The sequence below is a fragment of the Nocardioides sp. URHA0032 genome (assembly GCF_000620645.1).
In the GTDB taxonomy this organism is placed as follows: domain Bacteria; phylum Actinomycetota; class Actinomycetes; order Propionibacteriales; family Nocardioidaceae; genus Nocardioides.
In genome coordinates, this window is record NZ_KK211160.1 from 457,110 (window position 1) to 478,729 (window position 21,620).

Annotated in this window: 21 protein-coding genes; 18 read left to right on the forward strand and 3 right to left on the reverse strand. The window is 70.7% G+C overall.

Annotated features, from left to right (window positions below):
• The first annotated feature begins 57 nt into the window (after positions 1 to 57).
• Positions 58 to 705 carry a hypothetical protein gene (locus N538_RS0120390; RefSeq protein ID WP_028638836.1) on the forward strand — a complete coding sequence of 216 codons (648 nt, stop codon included), beginning with the start codon at positions 58 to 60 and terminating at the stop codon, positions 703 to 705.
• Here the strand turns inward: N538_RS0120390 and N538_RS0120395 are convergent.
• Positions 693 to 1,565 (reverse strand): L,D-transpeptidase family protein, encoded by an 873-nt coding sequence (locus tag N538_RS0120395; RefSeq protein ID WP_028638837.1) that lies wholly within the window; start codon positions 1,563 to 1,565, stop codon positions 693 to 695. The genes N538_RS0120390 and N538_RS0120395 overlap by 13 nt on opposite strands.
• 126 nt (positions 1,566 to 1,691) lie before the next feature.
• Between N538_RS0120395 and N538_RS0120400 the strand changes: the two genes are divergently transcribed.
• The 17 genes from N538_RS0120400 to N538_RS0120480 all read left to right on the forward strand — a co-directional run bounded on the left by N538_RS0120400 (position 1,692) and on the right by N538_RS0120480 (position 19,538).
• Positions 1,692 to 2,381 (forward strand): demethylmenaquinone methyltransferase, encoded by a 690-nt coding sequence (locus tag N538_RS0120400; protein ID WP_028638838.1) that lies wholly within the window; start codon positions 1,692 to 1,694, stop codon positions 2,379 to 2,381.
• Positions 2,382 to 2,591: 210 nt separating this feature from the next.
• Positions 2,592 to 2,951: an NADH-quinone oxidoreductase subunit A gene (locus N538_RS0120405; RefSeq protein WP_028638839.1), complete on the forward strand. Its 360-nt coding sequence runs from the start codon at positions 2,592 to 2,594 to the stop codon at positions 2,949 to 2,951.
• 15 nt (positions 2,952 to 2,966) lie between these two features.
• Positions 2,967 to 3,521 (forward strand): NuoB/complex I 20 kDa subunit family protein, encoded by a 555-nt coding sequence (locus N538_RS0120410; protein ID WP_028638840.1) that lies wholly within the window; start codon positions 2,967 to 2,969, stop codon positions 3,519 to 3,521.
• Positions 3,518 to 4,246: an NADH-quinone oxidoreductase subunit C gene (locus tag N538_RS0120415; RefSeq protein WP_028638841.1), complete on the forward strand. Its 729-nt coding sequence runs from the start codon at positions 3,518 to 3,520 to the stop codon at positions 4,244 to 4,246. Before N538_RS0120410 ends, N538_RS0120415 begins: the two co-directional genes overlap by 4 nt.
• Positions 4,246 to 5,580, forward strand: a complete 1,335-nt coding sequence (locus tag N538_RS0120420; RefSeq protein ID WP_036571405.1) for an NADH-quinone oxidoreductase subunit D — start codon at positions 4,246 to 4,248, stop codon at positions 5,578 to 5,580. Before N538_RS0120415 ends, N538_RS0120420 begins: the two co-directional genes overlap by 1 nt.
• Complete coding sequence (nuoE, locus tag N538_RS26485; protein ID WP_036571407.1) at positions 5,580 to 6,326, forward strand: NADH-quinone oxidoreductase subunit NuoE; 747 nt, start codon at positions 5,580 to 5,582, stop codon at positions 6,324 to 6,326. The genes N538_RS0120420 and nuoE overlap by 1 nt, the downstream gene beginning before the upstream one ends.
• The gene (nuoF, locus tag N538_RS0120430) at positions 6,323 to 7,633 is read left to right on the forward strand and encodes an NADH-quinone oxidoreductase subunit NuoF (RefSeq protein ID WP_028638843.1); all 1,311 of its coding nucleotides are present in this window, start codon (positions 6,323 to 6,325) and stop codon (positions 7,631 to 7,633) included. Before nuoE ends, nuoF begins: the two co-directional genes overlap by 4 nt.
• Positions 7,634 to 7,700: 67 nt before the next feature.
• Positions 7,701 to 10,097, forward strand: coding sequence for an NADH-quinone oxidoreductase subunit G (locus N538_RS0120435; RefSeq protein WP_028638844.1), 2,397 nt, complete (start codon positions 7,701 to 7,703; stop codon positions 10,095 to 10,097).
• Positions 10,098 to 10,102: 5 nt separating this feature from the next.
• Positions 10,103 to 11,377, forward strand: a complete 1,275-nt coding sequence (gene nuoH / locus N538_RS26490; RefSeq protein ID WP_051549512.1) for an NADH-quinone oxidoreductase subunit NuoH — start codon at positions 10,103 to 10,105, stop codon at positions 11,375 to 11,377.
• Entirely contained in the window at positions 11,377 to 11,946 is a 570-nt protein-coding gene (gene nuoI / locus N538_RS0120445; RefSeq protein WP_028638845.1) for an NADH-quinone oxidoreductase subunit NuoI, read from the forward strand. The genes nuoH and nuoI overlap by 1 nt, the downstream gene beginning before the upstream one ends.
• The gene (locus tag N538_RS26495; protein WP_036571409.1) at positions 11,943 to 12,770 is read left to right on the forward strand and encodes an NADH-quinone oxidoreductase subunit J; all 828 of its coding nucleotides are present in this window, start codon (positions 11,943 to 11,945) and stop codon (positions 12,768 to 12,770) included. The genes nuoI and N538_RS26495 overlap by 4 nt, the downstream gene beginning before the upstream one ends.
• A complete protein-coding gene (gene nuoK / locus N538_RS0120455; protein WP_028638846.1) occupies positions 12,767 to 13,066 on the forward strand; it encodes an NADH-quinone oxidoreductase subunit NuoK in 300 nt (99 codons plus the stop codon). Before N538_RS26495 ends, nuoK begins: the two co-directional genes overlap by 4 nt.
• A 13-nt stretch (positions 13,067 to 13,079) precedes the next feature.
• A complete protein-coding gene (nuoL, locus tag N538_RS0120460) occupies positions 13,080 to 15,011 on the forward strand; it encodes an NADH-quinone oxidoreductase subunit L (RefSeq protein WP_028638847.1) in 1,932 nt (643 codons plus the stop codon).
• The gene (locus tag N538_RS0120465) at positions 15,008 to 16,537 is read left to right on the forward strand and encodes an NADH-quinone oxidoreductase subunit M (RefSeq protein WP_028638848.1); all 1,530 of its coding nucleotides are present in this window, start codon (positions 15,008 to 15,010) and stop codon (positions 16,535 to 16,537) included. The genes nuoL and N538_RS0120465 overlap by 4 nt, the downstream gene beginning before the upstream one ends.
• On the forward strand, positions 16,537 to 18,135 hold the full coding sequence (gene nuoN, locus N538_RS0120470) for an NADH-quinone oxidoreductase subunit NuoN (RefSeq protein ID WP_028638849.1): 1,599 nt from the start codon (positions 16,537 to 16,539) through the stop codon (positions 18,133 to 18,135). The genes N538_RS0120465 and nuoN overlap by 1 nt, the downstream gene beginning before the upstream one ends.
• 68 nt (positions 18,136 to 18,203) lie before the next feature.
• The gene (locus tag N538_RS0120475) at positions 18,204 to 19,136 is read left to right on the forward strand and encodes a polyprenyl synthetase family protein (protein ID WP_081790606.1); all 933 of its coding nucleotides are present in this window, start codon (positions 18,204 to 18,206) and stop codon (positions 19,134 to 19,136) included.
• 42 nt (positions 19,137 to 19,178) lie between these two features.
• The gene (locus N538_RS0120480; protein ID WP_155992292.1) at positions 19,179 to 19,538 is read left to right on the forward strand and encodes a hypothetical protein; all 360 of its coding nucleotides are present in this window, start codon (positions 19,179 to 19,181) and stop codon (positions 19,536 to 19,538) included.
• Between the two features lie 4 nt (positions 19,539 to 19,542).
• On the opposite strand, the gene N538_RS0120485 is transcribed toward N538_RS0120480, so the two are convergent.
• Positions 19,543 to 20,586: an LLM class flavin-dependent oxidoreductase gene (locus tag N538_RS0120485; RefSeq protein WP_028638852.1), complete on the reverse strand. Its 1,044-nt coding sequence runs from the start codon at positions 20,584 to 20,586 to the stop codon at positions 19,543 to 19,545.
• Positions 20,587 to 20,626: 40 nt separating this feature from the next.
• The gene (gene rarD, locus N538_RS26500; protein ID WP_036571626.1) at positions 20,627 to 21,538 is read right to left on the reverse strand and encodes an EamA family transporter RarD; all 912 of its coding nucleotides are present in this window, start codon (positions 21,536 to 21,538) and stop codon (positions 20,627 to 20,629) included.
• Between the last annotated feature and the right edge of the window lie 82 nt (positions 21,539 to 21,620).

The following is a 21,620-nucleotide window of genomic DNA, read 5'->3' on the forward strand; positions in this document are numbered from 1 at the left end:
GAGTACTCACGGACCCGGCCTCGGACCCCGTCGGGCGTGCGGGTAGCGTCGCAGGACGTGAGCGCCAGCACTTCGAACAGCCGCACGTCCACCTGGGTCGGCATCGCCGTCGGCCTCGTCCTCCTCGGCCTGGTGGCGGCGTTCGCGATCGGCCTGCCCAAGGCGTCCGGTGCGGACGAGCCCGAGGCCGCGCCCGCGATCGACATCGTGCTGCCCGCGACGCTCCCGGGCGGCTACGCCGCCGCCGACGACCCCGACTCCTTCGCCGACAGCCAGCTCGCCCAGCAGGCCGACCAGATCGCGCAGCAGCAGGCGGCCAGCACCAAGTACGGCAACGAGGTCCTGCCCGCCGTGCTCGGGACCCCTGCCGCGACGCGCAGCTACGTCGTCGACGGCACCAAGGCCGTGTTCATCCAGGTCTTCCAGGCCCGGGGTGGCGCCTTCGCACCGACCGTGCTCACCGATCCGGCGACGACCAACGGCGCCGGCGGCACCACGATGGACAACGTCGGGGACGGCGTCTGCATCCTCACCTACGGCCAGAGCCAGGACGGTTCGACGGGGGACCCGTCCGCCGTGCAGTGCCAGGTCTCCCACGGCGAGCTCACCGCCCAGATCCAGTCGTCGACGGTGCCGGCCGAGGATCTGGTCAAGGTCGCCGGCGCGCTGCTCGACGACCTGCAGGACACCGGTCAGGACCAGTAGACGACCACGGCGTCGCCGACGCGCACCTGGCCGAAGAGCTTCGCCAGGCCGTCGTAGTCGCGCACGTTGACGCAGCCGTGCGACGCCCCGGCGTACCCGACGGTGGCGAAGTCCGACGAGTAGTGGACCGCCTGGCCCCCGGAGAAGAACATCGAGAGCGGCATCGACGAGCCGTACAGGTGCGACACGTGGTCGGCGTCCTTGAGGTACACGTGGAAGACGCCCTCGCGCGTCGGCGTCGTGGACGCACCGAACCGCACGTCGAGCGTCTGCAGCACCGTGCCGTCGACGACCCAGCGCAGGGTGCTGCTGGTCTTGTCGACGCACAGCACCCGGCCGGTGCGGCAGCGCGGGTCCAGTGCGCCGGGCTGGTTCGCTCGGTTGTGCAGCTCCGCCACGGTCGGCTCCGAGGTCATCGCGAGCAGCCGGTCGAGAGTGCGCCGGTCGACGTCGCCGGTGACGGGGATCTGCCGCTTGCCCTGGAACCCGCGCACGGCTTCGGTCGTCACGTCGCCGTACACGCCGGTGACGTCGGCGGCGAACCAGTAGATCTGCTTCAGCCGGGCCTGGAGCTCGCGGACCCGGGGGCCCTCGTCGCCGGGACCGAGCAGCGGTACGCCGGCCGTGGCGCTCGGCCGCGGCGTCTCGACGCTGACCGGCGCGGTGGTCGGGGCGGCAGTCGGCGGTGGCGTGCGGGTCGGCGTGCGGGTCGGCGTGGGTGCCGGCGTGGGGGCCTCGACGGCGCCCGTGCCGGCGGCGGTCGGGCTCGCCGCCGGGCCGTCGTCGGTGGTGTAGCCCGCCAGGAAGGCACCCGCGACCAGCACGGCCGCGACGGCGAGGACGGACAGCAGACGACGCATGAGCTCTCCCGGGGAAGTGAAGTGAGCCGGACACGAGGGTGACGCCTGGAGCGCCCGATCGGTTGCACGTCGACCGGCGAGCCCCGCCGCCGTGACCAACCTGTGACCGGAAGTAGTCTTCGCCGCGTGGTCCGCGCAGAGCTCGACAAGCAGCCGTCCGACGTCCGCACCATGTTCGACGCGGTCGCCCGCCGGTACGACGTCACCAACGACGTGCTGTCGCTCGGCCAGGACCGCCAGTGGCGGCGTGCGGTGCTCGCTGCCGTCGATCCCCGGCCGGGCGAGCGGATCCTCGACCTCGCGGCGGGCACCGGGACGTCGAGCCAGCCGTTCGCCGAGCGCGGCGCGCGCGTCGTCCCGTGCGACTTCTCGCTCGGCATGCTCCAGGTCGGCAAGGCCGCGCGGCCGCAGCTGCCCTTCACCGCCGGCGACGGGACCCGGCTGCCGTTCGCGGACGACACCTTCGACGCGGTGACGATCTCGTTCGGCCTGCGCAACATCGTCGACCCCCGCGCCGGGCTGGCGGAGATGCGCCGCGTCACGCGCCCCGGTGGCCGGCTCGTGGTGTGCGAGTTCAGCCACCCCACCTGGGCGCCCTTCCGCACGGTCTACCTCGAGTACCTGATGCGCGCGCTGCCGCCGATCGCCCGCGCGGTCTCGTCCTCCCCGGACGCCTACGTGTACCTGGCGGAGTCCATCCGGGCCTGGCCCGACCAGCGCGGCCTGGCGGCGCTGATCGGGGAGGCCGGCTGGCACGCACCGCAGTGGCGGAACCTCTCCGGGGGGATCGTCGCCCTGCACCGCGCCACCGGCTGAGAATTAGGGCACGATCCTGTTCCGTAATTCCGCAGGTCAGGCTCGTTCTCGGGTCGGTCGCGGGCCGTCGCGGGCAGTTGCCGACCCCCGGGTGCGAGGGCGTTTCCCGAGTGGTTAGATGTGTCTCAGCCCACTTCGTGATTCAGTTCACAAAGTCACAAGGCGGCTCTGCGAAACGGCTCGGCAGCGAGTCCGGAAGAGAGGCGAGACATGGAGCTCTACACGCCGGTCCTGGCCCTGGCGGCCCTGGCCGCGGCGTTCGCGGTGTTCTCCGTGATCATGAGCACCGCCGTCGGCCCGCGGCGCTACAACCGGGCCCGTCTGGACTCCTACGAGTGCGGGATCGAGCCGACCCCGCAGCCGGTCGGCGGTGGCCGGTTCCCGGTGAAGTACTACATCACCGCGATGCTGTTCATCGTCTTCGACATCGAGACCATCTTCCTGTACCCGTGGGCGGTCTACTTCGACTCGCTCAAGATGTTCGGGCTCGCCGAGATGGTCGTGTTCATCGCCACCGTGTTCATCGCGTACGCCTACGTGTGGCGACGCGGCGGCCTGGAATGGGATTGAGAAGCGAGGACTGACGTGGGTATCGAGGAGAAGCTCCCCAGCGGCGTCCTGCTGACGACCGTCGAGGGCGTCGCCGGCTACATGCGCAAGGCGTCCTTCTGGCCGGCCACGTTCGGCCTCGCGTGCTGCGCCATCGAGATGATGACGACCGGCGGTCCGAAGTACGACCTGGCCCGGTTCGGCATGGAGGTGTTCCGTGCCAGCCCGCGCCAGGCCGACCTGATGATCGTCGCCGGCCGGGTCAGCCAGAAGATGGCGCCGGTGCTGCGCCAGATCTACGACCAGATGCCGAACCCCAAGTGGGTGCTGGCGATGGGCGTCTGCGCGAGCAGCGGCGGCATGTTCAACAACTACGCCGTCGTCCAGGGAGTCGACCACGTCGTGCCCGTCGACATGTACCTCCCCGGCTGCCCGCCGCGCCCGGAGATGCTCATCGACGCGATCCTCAAGCTGCACGACCAGGTCCAGCACGCGAAGCTCGGCGGCAATCGCGCGAACGAGATCGTCGAGCTCGAGTCCGCGGCGCTCACCGCGCTCCCGACGTCGCAGATGAAGGGACAGCTGCGATGACGGAGCGCGACCACACGGACCGGACGCCGGAGAACGTCCCGGCTCCCGCCGGCGAGGTGCACCAGGTCGGCGTCCGGCACGGCATGTTCGGCACCCACGGCACCGGCGACACCAGCGGGTACGGCGGCCTGGTCCAGGCGATCGCCTTCCCCGGTGACGCCCAGCGCCCGTACGGCGGCTGGTACGACGAGGTGGCGGACGCCCTCGAGTCCGCGCTGGTCGAGAGCCGGGCGGGCGACGCCGCCGTCGAGATCGCCGTACCCCGGGTCGTCATCCACCGCGGCGAGATCACCTTCCACGTGCGCCGGGAGGACCTGGTGGCCGTGGCGCAGGTGCTCCGCGACGACGAGCGGCTGCGCTTCGAGTTCTGCTCGGGCGTCAGCGGGGTGCACTACCCCGAGGACACCGGGCGCGAGCTGCACGCCGTGTACCACCTGCTCTCGATGACCCACAACCGGCGGATCCGCCTCGAGGTGACCGCGCCCGACGCCGACCCGCACATCCCGTCGATCGTCTCGGTGTACCCCACCAACGACTGGCACGAGCGCGAGACCTTCGACATGTTCGGCATCGTGTTCGATGGCCACCCGGCCCTCACGCGCATCCTGATGCCGGACGACTGGCCCGGCCATCCGCAGCGCAAGGACTACCCGCTGGGCGGCATCCCCGTCGAGTACAAGGGCGCCACCGTCCCGCCGCCCGACCAGCGCAGGAGCTACAACTGATGAGCCAGGACATGTACGCCGGAGCCAGCGAGACCACCGAGGGCAGGGTCTTCACCGTCAGCGGCCAGGACTGGGACTCCATCGTCGACGGCCTCGGCGAGGAGGCGGACGAGCGGGTCGTCGTCAACATGGGCCCGCAGCACCCGTCGACCCACGGCGTGCTCAGGCTGATCCTCGAGCTCGAGGGCGAGACCGTGACCGAGGCCCGCTGCGGCATCGGCTACCTGCACACCGGCATCGAGAAGAACATGGAGTTCCGCTCCTGGACGCAGGGCGTCACGTTCTGCACCCGGATGGACTACCTCTCGCCCTTCTACAACGAGATGACCTACGTGCTCGGCGTCGAGCGACTCCTCGACATCGAGGACGACGTGCCCGAGAAGGCCCAGGTCATGCGGGTCCTGCTCATGGAGCTGAACCGGATCTCCTCGCACCTGGTCTGCATCGCGACCGGCGGCATGGAGATCGGCGCCCTGACCGTGATGACCGTCGGCTTCCGCGAGCGGGAGCTGGTGCTCGACCTGTTCGAGCTGATCACCGGCCTGCGGATGAACCACGCGTTCATCCGCCCGGGCGGGGTCGCGCAGGACCTGCCGCCGGGTGCGCTCGACGAGATCCGCGGCTTCATCGCCCTGATGCGCAAGCGTCTCAAGGAGTACGCCGACCTCTGCAACGCGAACCCGATCTTCAAGGCCAGGCTGGAGGGCGTCGGCCACCTCGACCTCGCCGGCTGCCTCGCGCTCGGGCTGTCCGGTCCGGTGCTGCGCAGCACCGGCTACCCGTGGGACCTCCGCAAGACCCAGCCGTACTCGGGCTACGAGACCTACGACTTCGACGTGCAGACCTGGGACACCGCCGACTCCTACGGCCGGTTCCGGGTCCGTCTCAACGAGATGTGGGAGTCCCTGCGCATCGTCGAGCAGGCCGCCGACCGGCTGGCGAGGCTCGACGGCGCGCCGGTCATGGTCGCGGACAAGAAGATCGCCTGGCCGAGCCAGCTCGCGATCGGCAGCGACGGCATGGGCAACTCCCTCGACCACATCCGGCACATCATGGGTGAGTCGATGGAGGCCCTGATCCACCACTTCAAGCTGGTCACCGAGGGCTTCCGGGTCCCGCCCGGCCAGGCCTACGTGCCGATCGAGTCGCCGCGCGGCGAGCTCGGTGCGCACGTCGTCTCCGACGGCGGCACGCGCCCGTTCCGGGCGCACTTCCGCGACCCGTCGTTCACGAACCTCCAGGCCACGAGCGTGATGAGCGAGGGCGGCATGGTCGCCGACGTCATCGTCGCGATCGCGTCCATCGACCCGGTGATGGGAGGCGTCGACCGCTGATGCTCGACGACAAGACGTACGGCGAGCTGCGCGAGATCGCGGCCCGCTACCCGGAGCCGCGCTCGGGGCTGCTGCCGATGCTGCACCTCGTGCAGTCGGTCGAGGGCCGGGTGACCCCCGAGGGCATCGAGGCCTGCGCCGAGATCCTGGACATCTCGGCCGCCGACGTCAGCGGCGTCGCGACGTTCTACACGATGTACAAGCGCCGCCCGGTGGGCGACTACCACGTCGGCGTCTGCACCAACACGCTGTGCGCGGTGATGGGCGGCGACCTGATCTTCGAGCGGCTCAAGGGCCACCTGGACGTCGGCAACGACGAGACCACCGAGGACGGCAAGATCACCCTCGAGCACGTCGAGTGCAACGCGGCCTGCGACTACGCGCCGGTGATGATGGTCAACTGGGAGTTCATGGACAACATGACTCCGGAGTCCGCGGTCCAGCTCGTCGACGACCTCCGCGCCGGGGCCGAGGTCACCTCGACCCGCGGTCCGCGGGTCGTCACCTGGCGGGAGGCCGAGCGCGTGCTCGCGGGCTTCCCCGACGACCTCGCCGACGCCGGCCCGGCCGCCGGCCCGGCGTCCCTGGTCGGCCTCGGCATCGCCCGCGACCGCGGCTGGAGCGCCCCGCACCCGGAGAGCGACGCCGGCGACAGCAGCACCGCCGGCTCGAAGACCGAGGCGGTCGAGCAGGCCGATACGTCGCGTGCCGAGACGGAGACCAAGCAGGAGGAGGGCAAGGAATGACGGACACCCTCACCCCCGTCCTCACGGACAACTGGGGCGACGACCGCGCGTGGACGCTCGCGGCGTACGCAGCACGCGGCGGCTACCGGGCGCTCGACAAGGCGTTCGCGATGGCGCCCGACGCCGTGATCGAGGAGGTCAAGGAGTCCGGCCTGCGCGGCCGCGGCGGCGCCGGCTTCCCGACCGGCATGAAGTGGGGCTTCATCCCGCAGGACAACCCGAAGCCGAAGTACCTCGTCGTCAACGCCGACGAGTCCGAGCCGGGCACCTGCAAGGACATCCCGCTGATGATGGCCAGCCCGCACACGCTGGTCGAGGGCGTCATCATCAGCAGCTACGCGATCCGCGCGAACAAGGCGTTCATCTACATCCGCGGTGAGGTCCTGCACGTGGTCCGCCGGGTGCAGCGCGCCGTGGCGGAGGCCTACGCGGCCGGCCACCTCGGCACGGACATCCACGGCTCCGGGTTCGACCTCGACGTCGTCGTGCACGCCGGAGCCGGCGCCTACATCTGCGGTGAGGAGACGGCTCTCCTGGAGGGCCTCGAGGGACGCCGCGGGCAGCCGCGGCTGCGTCCCCCGTTCCCGGCGGTCGCCGGCCTGTACGCCAGCCCGACGGTTATCAACAACGTCGAGTCGATCGCCTCGGTGCCGAGCATCATCGAGCACGGCCACGGCTGGTTCGGCTCGATGGGCACCGAGAAGTCCAAGGGCTTCGGCATCTTCTCGCTGTCCGGCCACGTGCAGCGGCCGGGGCAGTACGAAGCGCCGCTCGGCATCACGCTGCGCACGCTCATCGACCTCGCGGGCGGCGTCCGCGAGGGCCACGAGCTGAAGTTCTGGACGCCCGGCGGGTCCAGCACGCCGCTGCTCACCGCCGAGCACCTCGACGTACCCCTCGACTTCGAGGGCGTCGGCGCCGCGGGCTCGATGCTCGGCACCCGTGCGCTGCAGATCTTCGACGACACCACGTGCGTGGTGCGCGCGACGCTGCGGTGGACGGAGTTCTACAAGCACGAGTCCTGCGGCAAGTGCACGCCCTGCCGCGAGGGCACCTGGTGGCTCGTGCAGACCCTCTCCGCGCTGGAGAAGGGCCAGGGCAGCGAGGCCGACCTCGACCTCCTGCTCGACCAGTGCGACAACATCCTCGGTCGCTCGTTCTGCGCGCTCGCCGACGGTGCGGTCAGCCCGATCCAGAGCTCGATCCAGTACTTCCGCGACGAGTACCTCGCCCACCTGAGCAACGGCGGGTGCCCGTTCGACCCGGCCGCCGCCACCCTCTTCGCGCCCGAGGGAGCCACAGCATGAGCACCCCACGAAGTTCTTCGCTTCCCCCCCTTCGCTCCTCCATCGAACAACTTCGCGAGGACCCCGCATGACGACCACCCCGGAGAAGACCGACCTGGTCAGCGTGACCATCGACGGCATCCAGGTCAGCGTCCCCAAGGACACGCTCGTGATCCGCGCCGCCGAGCAGGTCGGCGTGCAGGTGCCGCGGTTCTGCGACCACCCGCTGCTCGCGCCGGTCGGCGCCTGCCGCCAGTGCCTGGTCGACGTGCCGGACGCGGGCAACGGCCGCGGCTTCCCGAAGCCGCAGGCCTCCTGCACGCTGCCGGTCGCCGAGGGCATGGTCGTGAACACCCAGGCCACCAGCGAGGTCGCCGACAAGGCCCAGCAGGGGATCATGGAGTTCCTGCTGATCAACCACCCGCTGGACTGCCCGGTCTGCGACAAGGGCGGCGAGTGCCCGCTGCAGAACCAGGCGATGTCCAACGGTCGCGGCGAGTCCCGCTTCCACGGCCTGAAGCGGACCTACCCGAAGCCGATCAACATCTCCGCCCAGGTGCTGCTCGACCGCGAGCGCTGCGTGCTCTGCGCGCGCTGCACCAGGTTCTCCGAGCAGATCGCCGGCGACCCCTTCATCGCCCTCATCGAGCGCGGTGCCCTGCAGCAGGTCGGCATCTACGAGCGCGAGCCGTTCGACTCCTACTTCTCCGGCAACACCATCCAGATCTGCCCGGTGGGTGCGCTGACCAGCGCCGACTACCGCTTCCGCTCCCGCCCGTTCGACCTCGTCTCCACTCCGAGCGTCGCCGAGCACGACGCCTGCGGTGCCGCGATCCGCGTCGACCACCGCCGGGGGAAGGTGATGCGCCGCCTGGCCGGCAACGACCCCGAGGTCAACGAGGAGTGGATCACCGACAAGGACCGGTTCGCGTTCCACTACGCGACCGAGGCCGACCGGCTGGCCTACCCGCAGGTCCGCGACGAGGACGGCTCCCTGCGACCGGCGTCGTGGCCGGAGGCCTTCGCCGTCGCGGCCCGCGGCCTGCAGGCAGCGGGCGCGTCCGCCGTGCTCACCGGCGGCCGGGTCACCGCCGAGGACGCCTACGCGTACAGCAAGTTCGCGCGCGTCGCGCTCGGCACCAACGACATCGACTTCCGGGCCCGCCCGCACTCGGCCGAGGAGGCGGCGTTCCTCGCGAGCGAGGTCGTCCTCCGCAGCACCGTCACGTACGCCGACCTGGAGTCGGCCTCGACGGTGCTGCTCGCGGGCCTCGAGCCCGAGGACGAGGCGGCCACGATCTTCCTGCGCCTGCGCAAGGCGTCGAGCCCCGGCCGCCCCGGTGGCGGGACCCGGGTGGTCTCGATCGCGCCGTACGCCTCCCGTGGCCTGGCCAAGATGCACGGCCACCTGGTCCGCACCGCGCCCGGTGCCGAGGCCGCGGCTCTCGACGCGATGGTCGAGCACGCCGAGCACGGCATCGACAAGCGGTCCGTGATCCTGGTCGGCGAGCGGTTGGCGACCGTCCCCGGCGCCCTGACCGCCGCGGCCGGCCTGTCCGCCAGGACCGGCGCCCGGCTGGCCTGGGTGCCCCGCCGCGCCGGCGACCGCGGGGCCGTCGAGACCGGCTGCCTCCCGAACCTGCTCCCCGGCGGGCGTCCCGTCACCGACCCGGCCGCCCGCGTCGACGCGGCGACCGCGTGGGGCGTCGACCGGCTGCCGGAGGCACCCGGCCGGGACGCCGACGCCATCGTCGCGGCGCTCGCCTCGGGTGAGCTCCGCGGCCTGGTCGTCAGCGGCGTCGACCCCGACGACACCAGCGACCCGGCCGCCACGCGCGCGGCGATCGAGGCGGCGTCGTTCGTCGTCGCCCTCGAGCTCCGCGAGACCGAGGTGACCCGGGCCGCCGACGTGGTCTTCCCCGTCGCGCCGGTCGTGGACAAGGCCGGCATGTTCGTCACCTGGGAGGGCCGCCCGCGGACCTTCGAGGCCGTGTTCTCCAGCCCGACCTCGCTGCCCGACCTGCGCATCCTGGCCGGCATCGCCGAGGAGCTCGACACGCCGCTGGGCTTCCGGACGGTCGCCGAGGCCCGTGCGCAGATGGAGGACATGGGGCCGTGGGACGGCGAGCGCGCCGGTCTCGACGGGTCGCCTCGTTCCTCGGCCGCGACTCGGCCAGCGACCGGGGACTTCGCCCTGGCGACCTGGAAGCTGCTGGTCGACAACGGTTCCATGCAGGACGGCGACAAGGCCTACCGCGCCACCGGCCGGGCTCCGGTCGCGCGGCTCAGCCGGGCGGCGTACGACGCGCACGGCCCGACGGTCACCCTCACCGGTGACCGCGGCTCGGTCACGCTGCCGGCCGAGGTGGCCGACCTCGACGACGACGTCGTGTGGGTCCCGGCCAACTCGTTCGGCAACGGCGTGCTGGCCGACCTGGCCTCGCCCGGCAGCCGCGTGACCGTCACGAAGGGAGCTGACCAGTGATCGTCATGGCCGACGACCTGTCGATGTTCGGGCAGGACGCGTGGTGGGTGATCGGGCTCAAGGCCGTGTTCATCTTCCTGATCCTGGTGCTGCTGACGCTCTTCAACATCTGGTGGGAGCGCCGCGTCGTGGCCCGGATGCAGCACCGCATCGGCCCGAACGTGCACGGCCCGTTCGGCCTGCTGCAGTCGCTGGCCGACGGCGTGAAGCTGGCGCTGAAGGAGGACATCGTCCCGAAGGCCGCGGACAAGGTGGTCTTCGTCCTGGCGCCGGTGATCTCCGCGACGGCCGCGTTCGTGACGTTCGCGGTGATCCCGTTCGGCCCGGTGGTGAACTTCTTCGGCCAGGAGACGCCGCTCCAGCTGACCGACATGCCGGTGGCGGTGCTGTTCGTGCTGGCGATCGCCTCGGTCGGCATCTACGGCATCGTCCTCGGCGGCTGGTCCAGCGGCTCGACGTACTCCCTGCTCGGCGGCCTGCGCTCGAGCGCCCAGATGATCTCCTACGAGGTCGCGATGGGCCTCGCGCTGGTGGCGGTGTTCCTGTACGCCGGCTCGATGTCGACCTCCGAGATCGTGGCGGCCCAGGACGACCTGTGGTTCGGCCTGATCCTGGTGCCGTCGTTCGTGATCTACATGATCGCCATGGTCGGCGAGACCAACCGGGCGCCGTTCGACCTCCCGGAGGCCGAGGGCGAGCTGGTCGGCGGCTTCCACACCGAGTACAGCTCGCTGAAGTTCGCCCTGTTCTTCCTTGCCGAGTACATCAACATGGCGACGGTCTCCGCGCTCGCGACGACGCTGTTCCTCGGCGGCTGGCACGCGCCGTTCTGGATCGACCACGCGTGGGCGGGCGCCAACGAGGGCTACTGGCCGCTGTTGTGGTTCTTCGGCAAGATCATGTTCTTCATCTTCCTGTTCATCTGGCTCCGCGGCTCGCTGCCGCGGCTCCGGTACGACCAGTTCATGGCGTTCGGCTGGAAGCGGCTGATCCCGATCGCGCTGGTCTGGATCGTCGCGGTGGCGACCATCCGGGCGATCTCGCTCGACGGCGGTCTCGACCGGCGCTACCTGATGATCGGCATCGGCATCCTCGCGGTGTTCTTCCTGGTCCTGTTCTTCATCGGCGACCGGGCCGAGGCCGAGGACACCACCGAGCCGGCAGCGGCCACCCCGGGTGGGTTCCCGGTCCCGCCGATGCCGACCGGCGGCCCGGTCCGCGGCGCTGCGCAGCCGCTCACGTTCCGCACGAGCTCCACCGTCACGGGAGGCGACGCCTGATGGCCGACGAATCGTCCAAGAGCCTCAAGGAGCAGTTCTGGGATCCGGTCGCCGGCTTCGGCGTCACGTTCCGGACCATGTTCAAGAAGGTCGTCACCGAGCAGTACCCGTTCGAGAAGACGCCGACCGCGCCACGCTTCCACGGCCGGCACCAGCTCAACCGCTGGCCCGACGGCCTCGAGAAGTGCATCGGCTGCGAGCTGTGCGCGTGGGCCTGCCCGGCGGACGCGATCTACGTGGAGGGCGCCTCGAACACCGACGACCCCGACGGTCGGTTCAGCCCTGGTGAGCGGTACGGCCGCGTCTACCAGATCAACTACCTGCGCTGCATCCTGTGCGGCCTGTGCATCGAGGCCTGCCCCACCCGCGCGCTGACGATGACCAACGAGTACGAGCTCGCCGACGACAACCGCGCGGACCTCATCTACGAGAAGCAGGACCTCCTCGCCCCGCTGCTGCCAGGGATGGAGCAGCCGCCGCACCCGATGCGGCTCGGTGACGACGAGGGCGCGTACTACCGCGGCGAGTTCGCGGCGCCGGCGCCGACCGGACGGGAGGCGGGCAAGTGATCGCCTTCTGGATCCTCGCGCCGATCATGACGATCGCGGCGCTGGGCATCCTGTTCGTCCGCAAGGCCGTGCACGCGGCCCTGCTGCTGGCCGTGGTGATGATCAGCCTCGCGATCCTGTACGCCGCGCTCGACGCGCCGTTCCTGTTCGCGGTGCAGATCATCGTCTACACCGGCGCGATCCTGATGCTGTTCCTGTTCGTGCTGATGCTGGTCGGCGTCGACGCCTCGGACTCGGTGGTGGAGACGATCCGCGGCCAGCGGGTGGCGGCGATGATCGGCGGCCTGCTGCTCGGGCTGGTGCTCGTGATCGGTCTCGGCCAGATCTCGCTGGGCACTGCGGTCGGCCTCGACGAGGCGAACGACGCCGGCAACATCCAGGCGCTCGCGAACATCCTGTTCTCCCACTACGTCTTCGGCTTCGAGGTGACCAGCGCCCTGCTGATCACGGCGGCGGTCGGGGCGATGGTGCTCGCCCACCGCGAGCGCTTGACGCCCAAGTCGACGCAGACCAGCCTGGCGGCGCAGCGCGTCCGCGACTACGCCGAGAAGGGCACCCACCTCGGCCCGCTGCCGACTCCGGGCGTCTACGCCCGCCACAACGCGGTCGACACCCCGGCGCTGCTCCCGGACGGCACCCCGTCCGAGGCGTCGATCTCCCGGGTGCTCGTCGCCCGGGGCACGGTGCGGTCCGCGCCGGCGCTGGCCGACGACATCACCGTGATCGAGGGCCAGATCGGCGGCGCCCCCCACGCCGGCCGGCAGAGCGAGGCACCCGCGACGACGACCGAGACCACGCCCGCGACCGGAGGTGACCACCAGTGAACATCACGGCGTACGTCGTCCTCTCCGGGATCCTGTTCACGATCGGCTGCGTGGGCGTGCTGACGCGGCGCAACGCGATCGTCGTGTTCATGTGCATCGAGCTGATGCTCAACGCCACGAACCTCGCACTCGTCGCCTTCGCCAAGCAGCACGGCAACCTCGACGGCCAGATCGCCGCCTTCTTCGTGATGGTGGTGGCCGCGGCCGAGGTCGTCGTCGGGCTCGCGATCATCATGACCATCTTCCGCACCCGTCGCTCGGCCTCCGTCGACGACGCCAGCCTCCTGAAGTACTGAGAGGTACGCCCAGATGTACGCACTCCAAGGAGGCGAGTCGATCCCGGTCGTCGACCCGTCGTCGGCCGACGGGGTCTTCGCGCTGCTCTGGCTGGTGGTCGCGCTGCCGCTCGCCGGCGCCGCGATCCTGCTGGTCGGCGGGAAGTACACCGACAGGTGGGGTCACCTGCTCGGCACCCTGCTGCCGATCGGCTCGTTCGTGATCTCGCTGGTCATGTTCATCTCGGTCCTCGGCCGGGACGACAGCGACCGCCAGGTGATGCAGCACCTCTACACCTGGATCGAGGCCGGCCACCTGAACGTCGGGATGGACCTGCTCTACGACCCCTTGTCGGCGCTGTTCCTGCTGCTGATCACCGGCGTCGGCTCGCTGATCCACATCTACTCGATCGGCTACATGGCGCACGACCCGCGCCGGCGCCGCTTCTTCGGGTACCTCAACCTGTTCGTCGCGGCGATGCTGATGCTGGTGCTGTCCGAGAACTACCTCGGGCTGTTCCTCGGCTGGGAGGGCGTCGGCCTGGCGTCGTACCTCCTGATCGGCTTCTGGCAGCACAAGCCGTCCGCCGCCGCCGCGGCCAAGAAGGCGTTCGTGATCAACCGCGTGGGCGACATGGGTCTCTCGCTGGCGATCATGATGTTCTTCGTCCTCTTCGGCTCGACGAGCTTCTCGGTCATCAGCTCGGCCGCCGGCAACGCGTCCGAGACCCAGATGACGGTCCTCGGCCTGCTGCTCCTGCTGGCCGCGTGCGGCAAGTCCGCGCAGTTCCCGCTGCAGGCCTGGCTGCTCGACGCGATGGAGGGCCCCACGCCGGTCTCGGCGCTCATCCACGCGGCGACCATGGTGACCGCCGGCGTCTACCTGATCGTCCGGTCGAACTTCGTCTTCGAGCTCGCACCGAACGCCCAGACGGTGGTCATCGTGATCGCGGGGATCTCGATCCTCTGGGGTGCCTGGATCGGCTGCGCGAAGGACGACATCAAGAAGGCGCTGGCCGGCTCCACGATGAGCCAGATCGGCTACATGATGCTCGGCGCTGGCCTCGGCGTCGCCGGCTACGCGTTCGCGATCTTCCACCTGCTGACCCACGGCTTCTTCAAGGCCAACATGTTCCTCGGCGCCGGCTCGGTCATGCACGGCATGGACGACGACGTCGACATGCGCCACTACGGGGCGATCCGCAAGGCCATGCCGATCACGTTCCTCACCTTTGCGATGGGCTACCTCGCGATCATCGGCTTCCCCGGCTTCTCCGGGTTCTGGTCGAAGGACAAGATCATCGAGGTCGCGCTCACCCAGAACATCGTGGTCGGCCTGGTCGCCCTCCTCGGTGCCGGCGTCACGGGCTTCTACATGACGCGGCTGATGCTGATGACGTTCTTCACCGAGAAGCGCTGGTCCAAGGGCGTCCACCCGCACGAGTCGCCCGCGGTGATGACCGGTCCGCTCGTCGTGCTCGCGGCCCTCTCGGTCCTCGGCGGCATCATGCTGGCCGGCGAGTGGATCGTGGACTTCCTCCAGCCCGTCACCGGTGTTTCCGAGCACGAGGACCCACCGATCCCCGTGCTCGCGGTCAGCGCCATCGCGGTCGTCGTGGTCGCGATCGGGGTCGCCGTCGCCTGGTTCGTCTTCGGCCGGCACGCGGTGCCGCGCGAGGCCCCGCGGGACGTCTCCTTCGTGACCCGCGCGGGCCGCGAGGAGGTCTACGGCAACCAGATCAACGACACCCTGGTCGTGAATCCGAGCCGGCACCTGACCTCGGGGCTGCTCGTCACCGACAAGCGGGTCGTCGACGGTGTCCTCACCGGCGGCCCGGTCGCGATCGGCGCGATCGCGACGATCGCCCGGCGCGCGCAGAACGGCTTCGTCCGCTCCTACGCCCTGTCCCTCCTCGGCGGCGCACTGATCGTCGTCCTGGCCCTCCTGGCGGTGAACCTCACATGAGCGACTTCCCCTGGCTCACCGTCCTCTGGGCGGTGCCGTTCGTCGGCGCGGTCGTGACGGCGTTCGTGCCGCGGACGCGCGGCGAGCTGCTGCCCAAGCAGGTCGGGCTCGCGGTCTCGGTGCTGACGCTCGCCGTCGGTGTCGCGATCGCGGTGCAGTACGACGCCGGTACCGGCATGCAGATGACCGAGACCCACGACTGGATCTCGGCGTTCGGCGTGCACTACGCGCTCGGTGTCGACGGCCTCGGCCTGCTGCTGATCCTGCTGACCGTCGCGCTCGTCCCGGTCGTCTTCGTCGCGTCCTGGCACGAGGCCGACGGCCGCGACCCGGCGTCGTTCTTCGCCTGGGCACTCGCGCTCGAGGCGTTCGCGCTCGTGGTCTTCGCCGCCACCGACGTGTTCCTCTTCTACGTCGTCTTCGAGGCCACGCTGATCCCGGCGTACTTCCTCATCGGCCGCTTCGGCCGCGAGGGCCGGGCGTTCGCGGCGCTGAAGTTCCTGATGTACCAGCTCGGCGGCGGCCTGGTCCTGCTGGCCGCGGTGATCGGGCTGTACGTCGTGTCCGCGCAGGCCGGCAGCCCGTCGTACCTGCTCTCGGACCTCCAGAACGTCGACATGAGCCAGACGTGGGAGCGATGGCTGTTCGTCGGCTTCATGATCGCGTTCGCCGTGAAGGCGCCGCTGTTCCCGCTGCACACCTGGCTCGCGGACACCACCGAGAAGGCCACCCCCGGCACGTCTGTGCTGCTGGTCTGCATCCTCGACAAGATCGGCACCTTCGGGATGCTGCGGTTCTGCCTCGGCCTGTTCCCGGAGGCCTCGCAGTGGGCGACACCGGTGGTGGTGACGCTCGCGCTGATCTCGATCGTGTACGGCGCGTTAATGGCGATCGGGCAGGACGACATCCTGCGCCTGATCGGACTGACCTCGCTGAGCCACTTCGGCTTCATCACGCTCGGCATCTTCGCGCTCACCACGCAGGGCGGGTCCGGCTCGATCCTCTACATGGTCAACCACGGTGTCGGCACGGCCGCGCTGTTCCTGATCGCCGGCTTCCTGATCCGGCGCAAGGGCACGTCCCTCATCAGCGAGATCACCGGCGTCGAGAGCAGGGCGCCCGTGCTCGCCGGGCTGTTCCTGGTGGCGGGCCTGGCGACGCTCGGCCTGCCCGGCCTGAGCCAGTTCGTCTCCGAGATCATGGTGATGATCGCCGCGTTCGACTACCACTGGTGGGTGGGCGCCGTCTCGGTCACCGGCACCGTGCTGGCGGCGGTGTACGTGCTCTGGCTCTACCAGCGCACGATGACCGGTCCGCCCACGCCGGGTGACGCCGTGATGACCGACCTGAACCGGCGCGAGCTGGTCGCCGTCGTACCCTTGGTCGCCGCGCTGGTCCTCTTCGGCTTCTACCCGATGCCGCTGCTGAACGCTGCGAACCCGACCGTCGAGTCCCTGCTGCATCACGTCGGCGTCTCCGACGACGACCCGATGGTTCCGGTCAACGCCGAGGAAGGTGCTCACTGATGGACTTCGTGAAGCCCACGATCGAGTACAGCCAGCTGTGGCCGATGCTGGTCGTGTACGGCGTGGCCTGCGCCGGTGTGGTGATCGAGGCGTTCGTGCCGCGTGCGCTGCGGTTCGGGGTGCAGACCGTGCTGGCGGCGCTGGGCCTGGTGGTCGCTCTGGGCGGCACCATCTGGGTCGGCAGCAACCTCGACGAGCTCGGCGGCGGGGTGGCCCGCGGCGCGATCGACGTGGAGGGCACGATCGTCGTCGACGGCCCGACCGTCTTCCTCTGGGGCATCATCCTGGTCTTCGCGATCGGCGGCGTGCTGCTCTTCGCGGAGCGCCGGCTCGAGGGCGGGGTGTCGGCGTTCGCCGGCCAGGCCGCCGCGCTGCCCGGCACCGAGGCCGAGCGCCTGGCGTCGACCCGCGGCCTCGAGCACACCGAGGTCTACCCGCTGATGATGTTCGCGGTCGGCGGCATGATGCTGTTCCCCGCCGCGAACGACCTGCTGACGCTGTTCGTGGCCCTCGAGGTCCTCTCGCTGCCGCTCTACCTCCTCTGCGGCCTGGCGCGCCGGCGCCGGCTGCTCAGCCAGGAGGCGGCCCTCAAGTACTTCCTGCTCGGTGCATTCTCCTCGGCCTTCTTCGCCTACGGCGTCGCGCTGGTCTACGGCTTCGCGGGCTCGATGGGCTTCGCCGAGATCAACGAGGCGGTGCGCAACGACACCGACAACGGCGTCCTGCTGCTGATCGGCCTCGGGATGGTCTCGGTAGGCCTGCTCTTCAAGGTCGGCGCGGCGCCGTTCCACAGCTGGACGCCCGACGTCTACCAGGGCGCCCCGACCCCGGTCACGGCGTTCATGGCGGCCGGCACCAAGATCGCGGCGTTCGGCGCGATGCTGCGGCTCTACTACGTGGCCTTCGGGTCGGACCGCTGGTCGTGGCAGCCGATGCTCTGGGTGATCGCGATCCTGACGATGGTCGTGGGCGCCGTACTGGCGGTCGTGCAGACCGACATGAAGCGGCTGCTGGCGTACTCGTCGGTGGCGCACACCGGCTTCCTGCTCACCGGCGTCCTCGGCGTCCAGCAGGCCTCGGAGCTCTCCGACGGGCAGGTCACCTCGCTGCAGGCGGTGCTGTTCTACCTGGCGACGTACGGCTTCGCGATCATCGGCGCGTTCGCGGTGGTCACGCTCGTGCGCGACTCGGGCGGCGAGGCGACGACGTTCGCCCGCTGGCAGGGCCTCGGCCGGCGGTCACCGCTGGTGGCCGGCCTGTTCGCGTTCTTCCTGCTCTCGATGGCGGGCATCCCGCTGACGGCCGGGTTCGTCGGCAAGTGGGCGGTCTTCACCGTCGCCCTGTCGGCCGGCGCGTGGCCGGTCGTGATCGCCGCGATCGTGTGCAGCATCATCGCGGTGTTCTTCTACGTGCGGGTGATCGTGCTGATGTTCTTCGTGGACGGCGACGCCGCTGACGGCGAGCTCGCGGTCGTCACCAGGCCGTCCCTGCTGACGTCCGGCACCATCCTCGTCGGCGTCGCCGCGACGCTGGTCCTGGGCATCGTTCCCGGCCCGGTGCTCGATCTCGCGGCGAATGCGGGACAATTCGTCAGGTGACCACGAGTTCAGCTGCTCTGGCCCTGCCCGTCGCGGACGCGGCGCTCGCCCTACGCCTGCGGGAGCGGATGGCGGAGGTCGAGGCGGCGCTGGCCGGTCACGTGCGCAGCCGGGCCGGTTTCGTGAGCGAGACCGCGAGCCACCTGATGGAGGCCGGCGGGAAGCGGTTCCGGCCGCTGCTGGTGCTGCTCGCCGCGGAGGCGGGCGACCGGCCCGACTCCCACGAGGTCGTCACCGCGGCCTGCGTGGTGGAGCTGACCCACCTCGCGTCGCTGTACCACGACGACGTCATGGACGAGGCCGAGCTGCGCCGTGGCGCCGACACGGCGCACTCACGCTGGGGCAACCACGTCGCGATCCTCACCGGGGACTTCCTGTTCTCGAAGTCCTCGGAGCTGACCGCCGAGCTCGGCGCGGAGGCCGTCCGCATCCAGGCGAAGACCTTCACCCGGCTCGTCGAGGGCCAGATCCTCGAGACGGTCGCGCCGCAGGAGGGCGAGGACCCGCTCGCCCACTACCTCGACGTCGTCGCGGGCAAGACCGGGTCGCTGATCGCGACGTCGGCCAGGTACGGCGCGCGCTTCGGCGGTGCCACGCAGGAGGTCGAGGAGGCGCTCACGTCGTACGGCGAGATCGTCGGCTCGGCGTTCCAGCTCTCCGACGACATCCTCGACATCGCCTCCGACTCCGGGGAGTCCGGCAAGACGCCCGGCACCGACCTGCGCGAGGGCGTCCCCACGCTGCCGGTCCTGATGGCTCGGGCGGCGAACGACCCCGCCGACGCCCGCCTCATCGAGCTGCTCGACGGGGACCTCACCGATGACGACCGGCACGCGGAGGCGCTGGACCTGCTCCGCAAGCACCCCGCCCTCGACGAGGCCCGCGCGTACGTCGTGGCCCGCGCCCGGGAGGCCAAGGACCACCTCGCCGTCGTACCGCACGGCCCCGTGCGCGACGCCCTCGAGGCCTTCGCCGACATCGTCGCCGTCCGCTCCACCTAGCCGTCGAGTCGGAACTCCCGATTCAACCCGGGGGACGACCGCATGCGGGACACCCCCTGGGGGTACTGGCGGGGTGTCGGTCGGGCGAAAGGGGTCGTGATGGTGGCGGTGTCGTTCAACGCGCGGGAGAGGCGCCTGGTCGTCGACGGGCCGTGCTGGGCCACGGACGCCGGTGCGGTGGCGGATGCGATCCGCAGCTCCGCCGAGCCGATGCGCGGCCTCGTGATCGACCTCACCCGGCTCGCCGGGCTCCCCGACGAGGTGGCCGCCGCGGTCCACCGCGCCCGGTGTGCCGCCGAGGCGGCCGGCTGCGGGATCACGGTGTGGACGCTGCCGGGCAGCGCCACCGAGAGCGACCTCGGCACCGCGGCTCGCGGGCCGTCGCTGAGCTCCGCCTCCTGAGCACTCACCGCAGCAGCGGCAGCAGCTCCCTGCCCTGGCGCTCGATCTCGCGCAGGTACGGCGTGTCCGACAGGACGAAGTGCGTGATCCCGAGGTCCGCGTAGCGCCGCAGCGACTTCGCGACGTCCTGCGCCGAGCCGACCAGCCACGTGGTGCCGGCCCCGCCACCGCCGTACCTGCCGGGAGCGGTGTAGAGGTTGTCGTCCAGGACGTCCCCCCGGGCCGCGAGGTCGAGCAGGCGCTGCTGGCCGACCGCGGTGCCGCGGTGCCGGTCGGCGAAGAAGTCCGCGCGCCCGGCCGCCATCTCGGCGACCTTCGCCTCCGCGTCCGCCCAGGCCTGCTCGGTGGTGTCGCGGACGAAGGTCGTGATCCGCAGCCCGAACTCCAGCGGCGCGTGCTCCCGGCCCAGCTCCTCGGTCAGCGACCTGAGCCGGGCGATCCGCTCCGCGACGCCGTCCAGGGGCTCGCCCCAGAACAGCTGCACGTCCGCCTCGGCGGCGGCGACGCGCTCGGCAGCGGCGGACGCACCGCCGAAGTAGAGCCGCGGGGGAGTGTCGATCCGCGGGAGGACGGTCGAGCCCGTCACCGAGAAGTGCTCGCCGGCGTACGTCACGTCCTCCTCGGTCCAGAGCCGCCGCACCAGCTGCATGAACTCCCGGGTCCGGGCATAGCGGTGCGTCTGGTCGCCCTCGGCGTCGCCGTACGCCGCGAGGTCGTCCTTGCCGGACACGATGTTCACCAGCAGCCGTCCGCCGGTCAGGTGCTGCAGCGTCGCCGCGGAGGACGCGAAGTGCGCCGGGCGCCAGTAGCCGGGCCGGATCGCGACCAGCGGCCGGAACGTCGACGTGCGGGCCGCGAGCGCGGTGGCCACGGTGAACGTGTCGGGGCGGCCCCAGCCGGTGCCCAGCAGTGCGCCGTCCCAGCCGTGGTCCTCGAGGAGGCGGGCGTGCTCCGTCAGCGCGTCCAGGCTGTTGTGGCCGGGAGAGGTGTCGTCGTCGCCGCGGTGCCCGGCGCGGACCTGGTTCGGGATGTACCAGAGAAGCTCCATGACCTGAAGATAACAAAGACTACTGAATTACGTGACTATCTCAGGCCGCGGTCGTCGTCTCGACGGTGAGCCGGAGCTGGCGGCGCTGGTGGTTGACCGCCTCGACGGTGAAGATCGCCAGCGCGGACCAGACCAGCACGAAGCCGGCCCACCGCCCGGCGGTCATGTCCTCGTGGAAGTACAGGACGCCGAGCGCGAACTGCAGGATCGGCGCCAGGTACTGCAGCAGCCCGAGCGTCACCATCGACACCCTGGTCGCGGCGGCGCCGAAGCAGATCAGCGGTACGGCGGTCACGAGGCCGGTGGACACGAACAGCAGTGCATGGTCCGCGCCGTGACTCGCGAAGTTGGAGCCGCCGGTGAGGCCCAGCCAGGCCAGGTACGCCGCCGCGAACGGCGCGGTGACCGCCGTCTCATACGCCAGGCTCTCGGTCGCCCCGACGTTCGCCGTCTTCTTGCAGAGTCCGTAGCTGCCGAACGAGAACGCCAGCGCCAGCGCCACCCACGGCAGGCGCCCGTAGTCGACCGTCAGGACCACCACGGCTGCCGAGGCGATCCCCAGGGCGACCCACTGCAGCGGGCGCAGGTGCTCGTCGAGGATCAGCACCCCCATCAGGACGGTGACCAGCGGGTTGATGAAGTAGCCCAGCGACGTCTCGAGCACGTGGCCGTTGTTGACACCCCAGATGAAGGTCGTCCAGTTGATCGCGATCGCGACCGCGGCCAGGGTCAGGATCACCCGGACCCGTCGGTCCCGGACGATGGCCCGGAACTGGCCGCTGCGCCGCAGCGCGAGGACCAGGACGCCCATCGTCAGGCACGACCAGAGGGCTCGGTGGGCGAGGATCTCGACCGCCCCGGCCGGCTCGAGGAGTGGCCAGTACAGCGGGAACGCGCCCCACATGACGTAGGCCGCTACGCCCAGCAGCAGTCCTCGTCGGGCGTCCGGCACCGGCACAGTCTAGGTGGGCCCGCGAGCGGGTCTCACGGGAGAACGGCGTGGGGATGGTCCGACGCGACGGGCGCCGCAGCGG